At 43.8% G+C, this 12,150-nt stretch carries 16 protein-coding genes; 7 read left to right on the top strand and 9 right to left on the bottom strand.

Annotation, left to right across the window (positions count from 1 at the left end; all coding sequences use genetic code 11):
• Nucleotides 1-93: 93 nt before the first annotated feature.
• From crcB to rluB, 6 genes are read left to right on the top strand one after another with little or no spacing between them, the layout of a single operon-like run.
• Nucleotides 94-468, top strand: a complete 375-nt coding sequence (crcB, locus tag QUE24_RS06295; RefSeq protein ID WP_286305758.1) for a fluoride efflux transporter CrcB — start codon at nt 94-96, stop codon at nt 466-468.
• Nucleotides 465-767 carry a DUF190 domain-containing protein gene (locus QUE24_RS06290; protein WP_286305757.1) on the top strand — a complete coding sequence of 101 codons (303 nt, stop codon included), beginning with the start codon at nt 465-467 and terminating at the stop codon, nt 765-767. Before crcB ends, QUE24_RS06290 begins: the two co-directional genes overlap by 4 nt.
• Nucleotides 768-771: 4 nt before the next feature.
• On the top strand, nt 772-2,043 hold the full coding sequence (serS, locus tag QUE24_RS06285; RefSeq protein WP_286305756.1) for a serine--tRNA ligase: 1,272 nt from the start codon (nt 772-774) through the stop codon (nt 2,041-2,043).
• Nucleotides 2,036-2,713: a site-2 protease family protein gene (locus QUE24_RS06280; protein WP_286305755.1), complete on the top strand. Its 678-nt coding sequence runs from the start codon at nt 2,036-2,038 to the stop codon at nt 2,711-2,713. Before serS ends, QUE24_RS06280 begins: the two co-directional genes overlap by 8 nt.
• Before the next feature lie 31 nt (nt 2,714-2,744).
• Entirely contained in the window at nt 2,745-3,962 is a 1,218-nt protein-coding gene (locus tag QUE24_RS06275) for a tryptophan--tRNA ligase (RefSeq protein ID WP_286305754.1), read from the top strand.
• Nucleotides 3,963-3,982: 20 nt separating this feature from the next.
• Nucleotides 3,983-4,882 carry a 23S rRNA pseudouridine(2605) synthase RluB gene (gene rluB / locus QUE24_RS06270; RefSeq protein ID WP_286305753.1) on the top strand — a complete coding sequence of 300 codons (900 nt, stop codon included), beginning with the start codon at nt 3,983-3,985 and terminating at the stop codon, nt 4,880-4,882.
• Nucleotides 4,883-4,897: 15 nt separating this feature from the next.
• On the opposite strand, the gene QUE24_RS06265 is transcribed toward rluB, so the two are convergent.
• The 9 genes from QUE24_RS06265 to ispB all read right to left on the bottom strand — a co-directional run bounded on the left by QUE24_RS06265 (nt 4,898) and on the right by ispB (nt 11,662).
• The gene (locus tag QUE24_RS06265; RefSeq protein WP_286305752.1) at nt 4,898-5,815 is read right to left on the bottom strand and encodes a GGDEF domain-containing protein; all 918 of its coding nucleotides are present in this window, start codon (nt 5,813-5,815) and stop codon (nt 4,898-4,900) included.
• Nucleotides 5,816-5,928: 113 nt separating this feature from the next.
• Nucleotides 5,929-6,636 carry an SDR family NAD(P)-dependent oxidoreductase gene (locus tag QUE24_RS06260; protein ID WP_286305751.1) on the bottom strand — a complete coding sequence of 236 codons (708 nt, stop codon included), beginning with the start codon at nt 6,634-6,636 and terminating at the stop codon, nt 5,929-5,931.
• 6 nt (nt 6,637-6,642) lie between these two features.
• On the bottom strand, nt 6,643-7,002 hold the full coding sequence (locus QUE24_RS06255) for a hypothetical protein (RefSeq protein WP_286305750.1): 360 nt from the start codon (nt 7,000-7,002) through the stop codon (nt 6,643-6,645).
• A 57-nt stretch (nt 7,003-7,059) separates the two neighbouring features.
• On the bottom strand, nt 7,060-8,334 hold the full coding sequence (hpnE, locus tag QUE24_RS06250) for a hydroxysqualene dehydroxylase HpnE (RefSeq protein WP_286305749.1): 1,275 nt from the start codon (nt 8,332-8,334) through the stop codon (nt 7,060-7,062).
• The gene (hpnD, locus tag QUE24_RS06245) at nt 8,273-9,178 is read right to left on the bottom strand and encodes a presqualene diphosphate synthase HpnD (RefSeq protein WP_286305748.1); all 906 of its coding nucleotides are present in this window, start codon (nt 9,176-9,178) and stop codon (nt 8,273-8,275) included. The genes hpnE and hpnD overlap by 62 nt, the downstream gene beginning before the upstream one ends.
• Nucleotides 9,175-9,477 carry a (2Fe-2S) ferredoxin domain-containing protein gene (locus QUE24_RS06240; RefSeq protein ID WP_286306078.1) on the bottom strand — a complete coding sequence of 101 codons (303 nt, stop codon included), beginning with the start codon at nt 9,475-9,477 and terminating at the stop codon, nt 9,175-9,177. Before QUE24_RS06240 ends, hpnD begins: the two co-directional genes overlap by 4 nt.
• 51 nt (nt 9,478-9,528) lie before the next feature.
• Entirely contained in the window at nt 9,529-10,236 is a 708-nt protein-coding gene (locus QUE24_RS06235) for an HD-GYP domain-containing protein (protein ID WP_286305747.1), read from the bottom strand.
• 17 nt (nt 10,237-10,253) lie between these two features.
• Nucleotides 10,254-10,613: a response regulator gene (locus QUE24_RS06230; protein WP_286305746.1), complete on the bottom strand. Its 360-nt coding sequence runs from the start codon at nt 10,611-10,613 to the stop codon at nt 10,254-10,256.
• Nucleotides 10,614-10,693: 80 nt separating this feature from the next.
• Nucleotides 10,694-11,662 carry an octaprenyl diphosphate synthase gene (gene ispB, locus QUE24_RS06225; RefSeq protein ID WP_286305745.1) on the bottom strand — a complete coding sequence of 323 codons (969 nt, stop codon included), beginning with the start codon at nt 11,660-11,662 and terminating at the stop codon, nt 10,694-10,696.
• A 168-nt stretch (nt 11,663-11,830) separates the two neighbouring features.
• Here ispB and rplU point away from each other — a divergent pair, with 168 nt between their 5' ends.
• The gene (rplU, locus tag QUE24_RS06220) at nt 11,831-12,142 is read left to right on the top strand and encodes a 50S ribosomal protein L21 (protein WP_007144452.1); all 312 of its coding nucleotides are present in this window, start codon (nt 11,831-11,833) and stop codon (nt 12,140-12,142) included.
• Nucleotides 12,143-12,150 lie beyond the last annotated feature (8 nt).

The following is a 12,150-nucleotide window of genomic DNA, read 5'->3' as shown; positions in this document are numbered from 1 at the left end:
AGATTGAATGCTATTTTCCTCATTAAACAATCAGTTGCGAGCCTTAGGCCAGAATACGGTAAACTACCTGTTTTTGGGTAGGGAATGTTGTTCGTGCATCAAATAATTGCTATTGCCGCAGGTGGTGCAGTGGGTGCCGTACTGAGGTTTGTTGTTTCCAATGGTGTCTATCGTATTTTAGGCCGGGACTTTCCATATGGCACGTTGGCTGTTAATGTGCTCGGTTCTCTACTGATGGGGCTTCTCTTCATTATCTTTATCGAGAGAGAGTTAGGCATGACGGAATGGCGTTCTGCCATTTTAATTGGGTTACTTGGTGCTTTTACAACGTTTTCGACATTTTCAATGGAAACCATGGCTCTGCTTGAAGCCGGCGATGTGACCAAGGCGATGCTAAATGTACTTCTTAGCGTTTTACTCTGCCTGATGGCGACATGGGTAGGATTGAGCTTGGGGAGACAGTTATGAGTCGGATAGATGTCACGATGGTGCGAGTGTACCTGGCTGAAGGACGCGATCATGGCGATAGCGTTATAAAGTTATTGGAAAACTCAGATATTAAAGGTTTTACCGTGTTTCGCGGGATTGCTGGATTGGGTGCTGAACATCAATTGCATAAAGCGTCGTTATTGGATTTATCACCCGAGTTACCCTTAGTGGTCGAGTTTTTTGATTCCCCACAAAAAGTAGAAAAAATTATCACACAGCTAGAAAGTATGGTTAAGCCAGATCATATTGTGAGCTGGACGGCACAATCTGGAAAATAAAAGAATGTTAGATCCTAAGTTATTAAGAAATGAAACTGAACAGGTGGCTGAGCAATTAGCCCGTCGAGGCTTTGATTTAGATGTTGCCCTGTTAGCAAAACTCGAAGAAGAACGAAAACAGGCCCAACTTGAAGCTCAGGAGTTACAAACTGAACGAAACAGTCGTTCTAAAAATATTGGTAAAGCCAAGGCCGCGGGTGAAGATATCTCGCCATTACTTAAAGAGATCGAAGATTTAGGTGATCGCCATAAAGCGTCTGAATCACGATTGAATGAAGTATTGGCGCAGTTAGAACAGATCGCCATGGGAATACCTAATATTCCACAAGCTGATGTGCCTGCCGGTCAAGATGAGAGTGAAAATCAGGAAGTCTTGCGTTGGGGAGAGCCACGTCAGTTTGATTTTGAACCAAAAGATCATGTTGATCTGGGTGCAACTTTAGGCATGGACTTTGATACCGCAGCAAAAATTAGTGCTGCCCGTTTTGTGACTTTATCAGGGCCTTTAGCTAAGTTACAACGTGCTTTAACGCAATTTATGCTGGATCTACATAGTGAGCAGCATGGTTACACTGAAACCTATGTGCCTTACTTGGTCAATGCAGACTCTTTAAGAGGAACGGGGCAGTTACCTAAATTTGAAGAAGATCTGTTCAAAGTGAATGATGGTGAGTTTTATCTTATTCCCACAGCTGAAGTGCCTGTCACTAATATTGTTCGTGACAGCATTTCTGAAGATGCTTCTCTACCATTGAAATTTGTTGCTCACACACCCTGTTTCAGAAGTGAGGCCGGTTCATACGGTCGTGATGTGCGCGGGTTAATTCGTCAGCATCAGTTTGAAAAAGTTGAGTTGGTACAAATCGTTCGCCCAGAGGATTCAGCAGCTGCACATGAAGAATTAACTGCACATGCTGAGAAAGTATTGCAGCTATTAGATTTACCTTATCGCAAGGTGAATCTGTGCACGGGTGACTTAGGATTTTCTTCAACAAAAACTTATGATCTGGAAGTCTGGTTGCCAAGTCAACAGACGTACCGAGAGATTTCATCTTGTAGTAATTTTGGTGATTTCCAGGCACGTCGTTTACAAGCTCGCTGGCGCAACCCTGCGACAGGTAAACCTGAGTTGGTTCACACGTTAAATGGTTCAGGTCTGGCCGTTGGTCGAACTCTGCTGGCGTTGATGGAAAATCATCAACAAGCGGATGGTTCTGTCCTCATTCCTGAGGCATTACGTGCATATATGGGCGGTCAGGACAGTATTCGTGTTTGAGTTTAGTCTGGTCCAGAAAATCATTATCTGGGCGATACCTGTATTATTTGCCATCACGGTTCATGAAGTTGCACATGGCTGGGTAGCACTAAAATTAGGTGACAGAACAGCACAAATGTTGGGAAGGCTCACACTCAACCCATTCAAACATATTGATCCTATCGGTACTGTGCTGGTTCCCGGCTTATTATTGCTGCTCGGTGGCTTTGTGTTTGGCTGGGCAAAACCCGTACCGGTGAGCTATCAGAATCTGCATCAGCCCAAGCGCGATATGGCTTGGGTGGCTGCAGCAGGTCCCGCTGCTAATTTTATTATGGCGGTGATATGGGCCATCGTTGCCAAGCTAGGATTAATGTTAATCCATGCTGATATCAGTCTGGGGCAGCCAATGATGTTTATGGGCGTGGCAGGCGTATTAATCAATACAATGTTAATGATGCTTAATTTACTGCCTATTCCACCCCTCGATGGTAGCCGTGTGTTATCGAGTTGGTTACCAGGGCCGGTGGCTTATAAATTCAGCAGAATAGAACCTTATGGTTTCTTTATTTTGTTGGGACTACTTTATTTCGGTATTTTAAGTTTGATTTTATGGCCATTGGTCAGTGCAATGCTCAATTTGCTGGTGATGGTGTTTGGTTTACCAGCTCAAATATTCAGTATTTTATAGTTAGCTAATTAAGGCTTATCAGGAGAACATTTTGGATACGGTTGCAATACAGTCCCGTCGCATTGTTTCAGGCATGCGTCCCACAGGACAACTGCATTTAGGGCACTATCATGGCGTTCTGAAAAACTGGATTAAATTACAGCACGAATTTGACTGCTTTTTCTTTGTTGCAGACTGGCATGCGCTGACAACACATTACGAAGACAGCAGCATTATCGAAAATAGTGTCTGGGAAATGGTGATCGACTGGTTAGCCGCTGGCATTGAGCCATCAACAGCATCGCTTTTTTTACAGTCAAAAGTCCCCGAGCATGCGGAATTACACTTGTTATTGTCGATGATGACGCCACTGTCATGGTTGGAGCGTGTACCGACCTATAAGGATCAACAAGAAAAGTTAAAAGAAAAAGATCTATCAACATATGGTTTCTTAGGCTATCCCTTATTACAAAGTGCTGACATTCTCATTTATCGTGCAGGACAAGTACCTGTCGGTGAAGATCAGGTAGCCCATGTTGAGTTAACACGTGAAGTCGCTCGTCGTTTTAATCATCTTTATGGTCGTGAAAAAGATTTTGAAGAAAAAGCAGAAGCGGCGATCAAAAAAATGGGTAAGAAAAACGCAAAGTTGTACAATAACTTGCGTAAGTCTTATCAAGAACAGGGTGACGCGGACGCATTAGCCACGGCACGTGAGTTGTTGAAAAATCAGCAAAACCTGGCTTTGGGTGATATGGAACGCTTGTTTGGTTATCTGGAAGGGGCAGGTAAAGTTATCTTGCCAGAACCAAAAGCGTTATTAACACCGGCATCCAAAATGCCGGGATTGGATGGACAGAAAATGTCCAAGTCCTATGGTAATACGATTTCGCTGCGCGAGCCTGATGATAGTCTTGCCGAGAAAATTAAACGTATGCCAACGGATACCAATCGTGTCCGTCGAACTGATCCCGGTGAACCTGAGCGCTGTCCTGTATGGCAGCTGCATGAGGTTTACGCTTCAGAAGATCAAAAACAATGGGTACAAGAAGGTTGTCGCAGTGCAAGTATCGGGTGTCTGGACTGTAAAGGTCCACTGATTGATGCTGTGAGTGCCGAACTGAGACCCATCCGTGAACGGGCGTTGGATTTAAGTCAACACCCAGAGGATGTCCGCCGTATTATTGATGATGGTAATGCTGCTGCCCGTGAAGTGGCGCAGGAAACCTTGGCGGAAGTCCGTTCATCAATGGGTTTAAATTATAAATAAAAGGTTGCTGACGCGGTTTTATGGCTGAACGTATTCAAAAAGTATTAGCAAGAGCGGGTTATGGCTCTCGTCGACAGGTTGAAACCTGGATTAAGGAAGGGCGCGTCACTCGAAATGGTGAGCTTGCAAGTTTAGGTGATCAGATTAGTGAAGGTGATCGTTTAAAACTCGATAATAAACCGCTTTCGCCGAAACGCTTGTGGCAAGAGCCTGCTAAGCAGGTCATTCTTTATAACAAGCCTGTTGGTGAAGTATGCACGCGTAAGGACCCTGAAGGTCGCCGTACGATCTTTCAGTCGCTGCCTATTCCGGAGCAGGGTCGTTGGGTGAGTGTTGGGCGACTCGATTTAAATACCAGCGGCCTAATTATTCTGACCACTGATGGTGAGCTGGCGAATCGTTTGATGCATCCTTCCCATGAAATGGATCGTGAGTATGCGGTACGTGTCTTGGGTGAAGTCACATCAGACATGATGCAGGCGCTGCGTGACGGCGTTATGCTTGAGGACGGTGAAGCTAAGTTTGCTGATATTCAGGAGTCTGGTGGCGAAGGTGCCAATAAGTGGTATCACGTGGTTATTCAGGAAGGTCGTAACCGTGAAGTGCGTCGTTTATGGGAAAGCCAAGGGGTACAAGTCAGTCGTCTGATGCGGGTGCGTTATGGACCTATCATTATTCCTAATAACCTGCGTATGGGGCACTGGACTAAGCTTGAAGGCTCAGATTTAGATTATCTCTATGAGCAAGCAGGGATGAAGCCTGTTAGCAAAGCCACCTCTGGACGTAAACAGCCGGCGGCAAAGCAAGAACGAGCTAAAAAAACGCGCCCGAGAAAAGAGTTTAGTACAAATAAAGCTGAACAAAAGCGTGATGCGGAAGAGGCTGCTCCAAAGAGAAGACCACGTATCAGAGGACATTAGTCAGTTTATAGTTACTTACGGTTGTCTGGCGCATACGGTCACATTTTTGCCCGTGTGTTTGGCTTCATAGAGGGCCATATCAGCGCGCTCAAACAAGTGGTAGCCCTCTTCATTCGTGTGGAGCTGGGCTACACCTAAACTCACCGTAAAGCTAAAGCTGTTTTTTCCATCATGTGACAGTATTTGAGAGACAGATTCACGTACTCTCTCTGCCACAATTTCTGCATCATGAATATTGGTTTCAGGCAGTAATAAAACAAACTCTTCACCACCAAATCTGAATGCCATATCACTACTACGGAGTGAATGATTAATCATATCAGCAAGTATTTTTAGTGCCTTGTCACCAGATGAGTGACCAAATTTATCATTGATAGATTTGAAATTATCGATATCGATCACGATAAGTGACAGAGGCGTGTCATGGCGTTTTGTTCTTTCTACTTCTCGTTGTAAGTTTTTCTCATAAGCTGCACGATTCCCTAAGTTTGTCAGATCATCTAACAATGCTGCAGCTAACGCTTTTTTATAAAGCAAACAGTTTTTGAGAGGGTGAACCAATAAGCTGAGTAAGTCTTCCAGGAAATGGATGTCAGCATCAGAAAACTTTTTACGCTGAGTGAAGGTGATGTCACCCAGGTAATCCCCATTCATTTCAAGTTTGTAGTGGCAACGATGATGAAATTTCTGTGCGGAATCAATCTGCACTTTCATGCTACTGTTTTGATAATGGAAACTGCACTCAGGGAAAACGGCATCAACTTCGCGTTGAAATAATCCAAGCATATCTTCAAGGATAAGACTGGTTTGTAGTATATAAGGCAGCTGTTGATGAACTTGTTCTGCTGTTTTTGTCTGTGCTATATCTTGTTTTGGCTTTAAGCCTTCAACAAGGCTTAGTCTTTGTTGATTTGTTGTTGATACGTGTTCCATGGGAGCACATCCTTATTCAAGTTATAAATATAACCAGCTATAAGTGTGCCAACAATTATTAATATAATTAAATCAGTATGTTACGTTATTCGCGTCGAAGCTTTGACGCTAAGTTAACTGGCGTGTTCTGCTTCTGTCATGAGTTTGGATAAGTATAAATCGACTATCTCATCAGGTGATTTCAAGCCTTCAGGATTGCGTGCCGGATAAGCCCGTGCAAATAAGCTCGTTCTCACTTCACCAGGATCAATGGTGCTGACGCTGACTTTGCCTTCAGCTTCAAGCTCGTCTTGCAGTTGAGCCGCAAAGGCTTCTATCGCAGCTTTACTGATACCGTAAGCGCCCCAGTAAGCAGTATGCTTGTGAATATCTGTAGTGAAAATCAGCTGGCTATTTTGCTGCTTGAGCAGAGGAAGACAAGCCTGGGTAAGTAAATAGGCGGCTGTCAGGTTGATATGCAGGGTTTCAGCCCATGTTTTAGCATCTTGATTGATAACAGGCGCTAACTGTCCCAAGGTAGCGGCGCAGTGCACTAATGCATCTAATCTGCCAAAGTTATCAGAGATAGTTTTGGCTAACTGTTTATAGTCATCCACTGTTGCTCCCTTGAGATCAAGAGGGTAGATGGCTGGAGTGATACCCGTTTGTTCCACAATCTCATCATAAACACTCTCAAGTTGTGGAACCTGTTTGTCCAGTAGGATGACTGTAGCACCTGCGTTTGCGCAGGCTTTTGCTACTGAGGCACCGATGCCTTGAGCGGCACCGGTGATAAGAATAATTTGCTGAGCCAATTGGCCATCCTCAGTATGTAATTGCATTAAGATTTATTCAGCTGGTACGAATTGGCTGAATTGTGCAACATCGTTGTGGAATTGTACTGCTGTAATACCATCTTTTTTATGCCATTCAAGGTGATCAACCGTCAATGAGTCGATTTTGTGTGTCTGGGTAACATCGGGTTCACCCCATTTTGCAATGGCTTCTTCTTTGGTCATACCAGCAATGGTGTCAGTTTCATCAGTCACTGTACCGGCTGTGTCCGTTGTATCATCACTGCTCATTTCAGCAGATGAAGGGGTAGAGGCATCGTTAGATTCTGTTTGGGCAGTGTTGTCATCGCCGCAAGCAACGATAAATGTACCTAAAAATAACGCAATTAAAAGTAATTTAATCTGTTTCAGCATAGCATTCCCTTATTGTTATAAATATTGAGCCATAAAGTATAGCAAGTGATTAATCGCTTAGCGAACCGTGTTGATTGTCATTATCAATTCGGCGGCTTTCTCACCATTAATCACCGCACCCTCTAGTGTAGCAGGATACAGGTTATGAATAATATCACCGGCTAAATACAATCCATTTACTGAGGATTGTGTATGTGGCCGATCTGAGCTGACATCAACGTAACTGCTGAAGGTAGCTCGTTTTTCACGGATAACATAACCATCAATCAATGCTGAGGTAATGACTAAGTCAGCTTGGCAAAATTCATCGTGTAAGCGATCGATAAGCTCATCATTCGTTGACTCAAGATGCTTGCCTGGCCCACTGATGACAATTGCAAGTAGACCATTACCCCGATCAAATACCCATTGCCCTAAAGTACCGCTTAAACCCAATAGTGGACGGGACAGTTTTGTGTCAGGCGTATATTGCAAATAGACGGTAATAATTGGGTAAAATCTTGGTTGAGGGGATGACCAATATTTACCCATCAGACGTTGTGTCGTGTGAGATCCTGTCGCGACAATAATATTGTCAGCTTTTAGGTGCATATCATCGGCTGTGACAACACCCATCGCTTTATTCTCTTCTATCAGAATGGATTTGATACGTTTTTGTAAAGAAATTTCTCCGCCTTTTTGCTGAATATAGCGTTCAGCATAGGCAGGTAAACTGTCTCCAAGAGGGACTTTGGGAATGAGAAAGTCAGCATATTCACGTTTTTTGAAGGTGTCTAATAAAACGTTAGCAAAAAGATGAGTAGATGCTTCTGAAACAGGTGTGTTCATGGTCGCGAGACATAGTGGTTCCCATAATTGCTTAATGAGTCGCTCGCTTTGTTTTTCTTTTTTTAGCCAGGTTAAGACAGGAATATCGTCTAGTTTCTTTTGCAAACGAGCCTTAAACATAAGCCGAGATAGTTGCACAAAAACAGGAAAGCCATTGAGTTGCCAAGTTTTTATTATCAGTGAGAGTGGCCAGGGGAGATACCGGGTATCAGTCAAGGTTAAATCAGCAAAATAAGGGTGGCGTATTGATACATTTAAAGGAAGGCGTTGAAACAGCTCAGATTCTTCGGCACCTATGTCCTGCAATAATTTTAAAGTCTGCTGATAGGCACCAATCAGCAGGTGCTGGCCGTTATCAATGGTTTGCTCATTCCAGGAAACATTGCGCGCGCGCCCTCCCAACTGCTTTGCCGACTCGATTAGATGGACCGACTCACCTCGTTCAAGTAAACGCACAGCAGCAGCAAGTCCACTCCAGCCGCCGCCAACAATTATGGTGGTCATTGTTGATGTTTTTTTCTGCTCTGGATGTACGCCAGGCTAACCAGAGTTTTTTTAAGGGCGTTAAAGAGACGCGCTGTTTCATCACGCGAAACTGGTCTTTTTCTATTTCATCAAGTGTCGCTTCATAGATAGCAGACATAATGAGTCCGGTGCGCTGAGCGTAACGATCTTCAGGAGGTAACAAGCCTTTTGCTTCTTGATAAAAAGTACGGGCACGATCCGTTTCAAAGGCCAGAAGAGCGGTTAGTTCTGGTGTTTGCTTAAGTGCCAGGATGTCATCTGCTTTAACACCAAATTGGTCCATATCCTCTTGAGGTAAATAGATACGGCCACGCTCAGCATCTTCACGAACATCACGAATAATATTGGTTAACTGAAAAGCCAACCCCAGTTTTTCTGCATATTTAAGCGTCTGGCGGTGTTGATAACCAAAAATCTCTGCAGCAAGTAACCCGACAACACTGGCAACACGATGACAATACAACGCAAGATGTTTAAATGCCTCATATCTGTGTTGGTATAAGTCCATTTCCATGCCATCAATAATTTCAAGGAAATATTCTTGATGCAGCTCGAAATGCTGAAGTGCTTCTTCTAAGGCTTTACCAACTGGATGTGTGGCTGTTTTGTTGAATATATTCTCTACTTCCGTTCGCCACCAAGCTAAGGTTTGTGCCGCGACTTCTGGATCCGCTATTTCATCAACAGCATCATCGACCTCTCGACAAAAAGCGTATAACGCAGTGATGGCCTGGCGTCGTTGTGGCGGTAAGAACATAAAGCTGTAATAAAAGCTTGAGCCACTTTTTGCTGCTTTGTCGCGACAGTATTGATCCGGCGTCATTTAACCAGGCGTTCCACAATCGTGTTGTTTAACAAGTGGGACTCAATGATTTCATCAATATCTGCTTCAGTTTCAAAGTGATACCAAGTCCCTTCAGGATAGATAACTAGCATAGGTCCCAGCTTGCATCGATTTAGACATCCTGCATTATTCACCCGGACTTTCTTTATTTTTAGTTCTTTCACACGTTGTTTTGCGTAATCACGAAGCGACTGTGAACCATGTTCTCCGCAATTAGCACTGCCATCGTCTCGCTGATGAGTACAGAAGAATAAGTGATATTTATATATTTGAGCCATAGTCATTAAGGATAGCGAACCTTTCAGCAACTAAAAAGCATTTAAGTGAAATTAAGCCATATCGGATGTTTCTGCGACATGATCAGGGAAGCGGGCACGGTAATGAAGGACTTGTTCGATGATCGTAAGAAAGTGTGTCACTAACTCTGGATCAAAATGTCGACCTTTTTGTTCAATGAGATAATCGACGGCTTTTTCAATTGGCCAGGCTTTCTTGTATGGACGCTCAGACGTCAACGCATCAAAAACATCCGATATGGAACAGATGCGGCCTTCAATGGGAATATCCTTGCCTTTTAAACCCTGTGGGTAACCTGAACCGTCCCATTTTTCATGATGAGTCAGTGCAATATTGCTGGCCAGTTTGAGTAGCGGCACATTCGTATCAGCTAATAGATCAGCCCCAATCCTGACGTGTGTTTTCATCACTTCCCACTCGTCACCATCTAACTTTCCAGGTTTAAGGAGAATATGGTCTGGAATACCGATTTTTCCAATATCATGCATTGGCGCCGCAGTCAGTATATCAGCGGCAAAACTCTCATCTAAACCTGTAGCAAGCGCTAGCATTTGCGCAAAATGGCTCATACGCAATATGTGATTGCCGGTTTCATTGTCTTTATATTCTGCAGCCCTGCCTAAGCGTTTAATAATTTCAAGACGACTTTGTTCTAGCTGTTGTGTCCTGTGTCTGACCTGTTGTTCAAGTGTTTCATTCTGCGTCTTTACCTGTTTGTGTAACAAGCGGACTTCCAGCATGTTTCTGATACGTTGGATCACTTCAGTTTGATCAAAGGGTTTGGTGATGAAATCTTTGGCACCGGAACAGAGCGATTTTTTCTGATTTCCTGAGTAAGTTCTGCAGTAATAACGAGAACTGGCAGGTAATCGTTCTGAATCGCTGTTTGTAGTGTTTGCATTACCTGAAAACCATCCATATCCGGCATGCGAATATCCAGTAGGATGAGATCGATTTCGTATTCAAAATAACGCTGTTCTACTTCCGCACCTCGTGTCGTAGAAAAAAGAGAAGTGAAACCAGCCTGATGCAGCATCTTCTCCAGTAATTTAATGTTGACGAGCTGGTCATCAACAATAAGAATTCTGGCATTTAAAATGTCACTGTTTGAGATCATATGCTGCTAATACCTCTAGCTATGCGAGCGGGATGGATTATGGTCTGCTCTTGTTAGCATATCGATGACATTAAATGCATTTAGTAATCGCGCTGTACTGAAAAGTCAGCTAACGATAATAGTGCTTGTTTATATTCACTATCTACAAGCAGGTCGAGTGAATCTTTAGCTTGCTTAACTTCCTGTTCTGCTGCCTTCGCTGTGTAGTCAATGGCGCCGGTTTCTTGAATGATCTGGATGATTTCAGTGATTCTATCCCGTTGCCCATTTTCTATCGCTTCTCGAATAATGGCTGCTTGCTCTGCATTGCCATGCTGCATGGCGTATATCAGTGGTAAAGTGGGTTTGCCTTCTGCAAGATCATCGCCGATATTTTTACCAATAGTCTCGCTGGATTGGCTGTAATCCAGTAAGTCATCCACTAATTGGAAGGCGCTGCCCAAGTGCATGGCGTAATTGGCCATTGCGGTTTCAATATGGGGCTCAGAGCCAGAGATGACTGCACCTAACTGGCCAGCAGCCTCGAATAATTTCGCGGTTTTATGATGGATAACCTCAAGATACCGTGCTTCGGTAGTATCTGCATCGTGACAATTTAATAGTTGCAGTACCTCGCCTTCAGCAATGACATTCGTCGTATGAGAGAGAATTTGCATCAATCGCATTGATTCAATTTCGACCATCATTTCAAAGGATCGAGTGTAGAGAAAGTCACCGACCAATACACTGGCTTCATTTCCCCACAGAGAGTTCGCTGTCTCCTGGCCGCGACGCATATCAGAATTATCCACGACGTCATCATGTAATAAGGTGGCGGTGTGAATGAATTCGATAATGGTGGCAAGATTAATGTGTTGGCTACCTTCATAGCCACATGCTCTGGCGGATAATATAGCGATGGCGGGGCGAAGCCTTTTACCGCCACTATTGATAATATAAAAGCCAAGTTGGTTAATGAGAGCAACATCTGACTGTAAGCGTTGTTGGATCAACTCGTCTACAGCTTTCATGTCATCTTGAATTAAAGAATAGATGGATTGGATATCCACGGAACCGTAATCTGCCTATAATGTGTAATTTAAACGCGTACTTTCTCATGAGCGAGAATACTGCGCAAATATTTCAATATGAATTTGATCTCCTTGAAGAAAGGAGATACAATTGCCGGTCTTTTGTGGGGTAACCCGCATTAACACTATTATACTTTGGAGACAGCGATGTACGCTATTGTCGCGACTGGCGGTAAACAATACCGAGTTAAAGAGGGCGAAAAGCTCCGCATTGAAAAATTGACTGCTGAAGCCGGTGATACGGTTGAGCTTGATAAAGTTCTGTTAGTTGGCGAAGGTGAAGACATCAAAGTTGGTGCGCCTTACCTGGACGGTGCAAAAGTGACTGCAAAAGTGGCAGCTAACGGCCGTGGCGATAAAGTGAAAATCGTCAAATTCAAACGTCGTAAGCACCATCAAAAACAGATGGGTCACCGTCAAGCATATACTGAAATCGAAATCACAGGCATCTCAGCCTAAGAATCGGA

The organism is Methylophaga marina (genome assembly GCF_030296755.1).
GTDB classification, from domain to species: domain Bacteria; phylum Pseudomonadota; class Gammaproteobacteria; order Nitrosococcales; family Methylophagaceae; genus Methylophaga; species Methylophaga marina.
This window is presented reverse-complemented; position numbering and strand designations above follow the sequence as displayed.

What these genes read in the sequence shown, in the direction of transcription:
- QUE24_RS06260 (WP_286305751.1), bottom strand. Translation starts at nt 6,636, where the DNA reads ATGCAATTACATACTGAGGATGGCCAATTGGCTCAGCAAATTATTCTT.
- QUE24_RS06235 (WP_286305747.1), bottom strand. Translation starts at nt 10,236, where the DNA reads ATGCTGGAAGTCCGCTTGTTACACAAACAGGTAAAGACGCAGAATGAA.
- QUE24_RS06240 (WP_286306078.1), bottom strand. Translation starts at nt 9,477, where the DNA reads ATGGCTCAAATATATAAATATCACTTATTCTTCTGTACTCATCAGCGA.
- hpnD (WP_286305748.1), bottom strand. Translation starts at nt 9,178, where the DNA reads ATGACGCCGGATCAATACTGTCGCGACAAAGCAGCAAAAAGTGGCTCA.
- QUE24_RS06290 (WP_286305757.1), top strand. Translation starts at nt 465, where the DNA reads ATGAGTCGGATAGATGTCACGATGGTGCGAGTGTACCTGGCTGAAGGA.
- QUE24_RS06255 (WP_286305750.1), bottom strand. Translation starts at nt 7,002, where the DNA reads ATGCTGAAACAGATTAAATTACTTTTAATTGCGTTATTTTTAGGTACA.
- hpnE (WP_286305749.1), bottom strand. Translation starts at nt 8,334, where the DNA reads ATGACCACCATAATTGTTGGCGGCGGCTGGAGTGGACTTGCTGCTGCT.
- serS (WP_286305756.1), top strand. Translation starts at nt 772, where the DNA reads ATGTTAGATCCTAAGTTATTAAGAAATGAAACTGAACAGGTGGCTGAG.
- rplU (WP_007144452.1), top strand. Translation starts at nt 11,831, where the DNA reads ATGTACGCTATTGTCGCGACTGGCGGTAAACAATACCGAGTTAAAGAG.
- rluB (WP_286305753.1), top strand. Translation starts at nt 3,983, where the DNA reads ATGGCTGAACGTATTCAAAAAGTATTAGCAAGAGCGGGTTATGGCTCT.
- QUE24_RS06265 (WP_286305752.1), bottom strand. Translation starts at nt 5,815, where the DNA reads ATGGAACACGTATCAACAACAAATCAACAAAGACTAAGCCTTGTTGAA.
- QUE24_RS06230 (WP_286305746.1), bottom strand. Translation starts at nt 10,613, where the DNA reads ATGATCTCAAACAGTGACATTTTAAATGCCAGAATTCTTATTGTTGAT.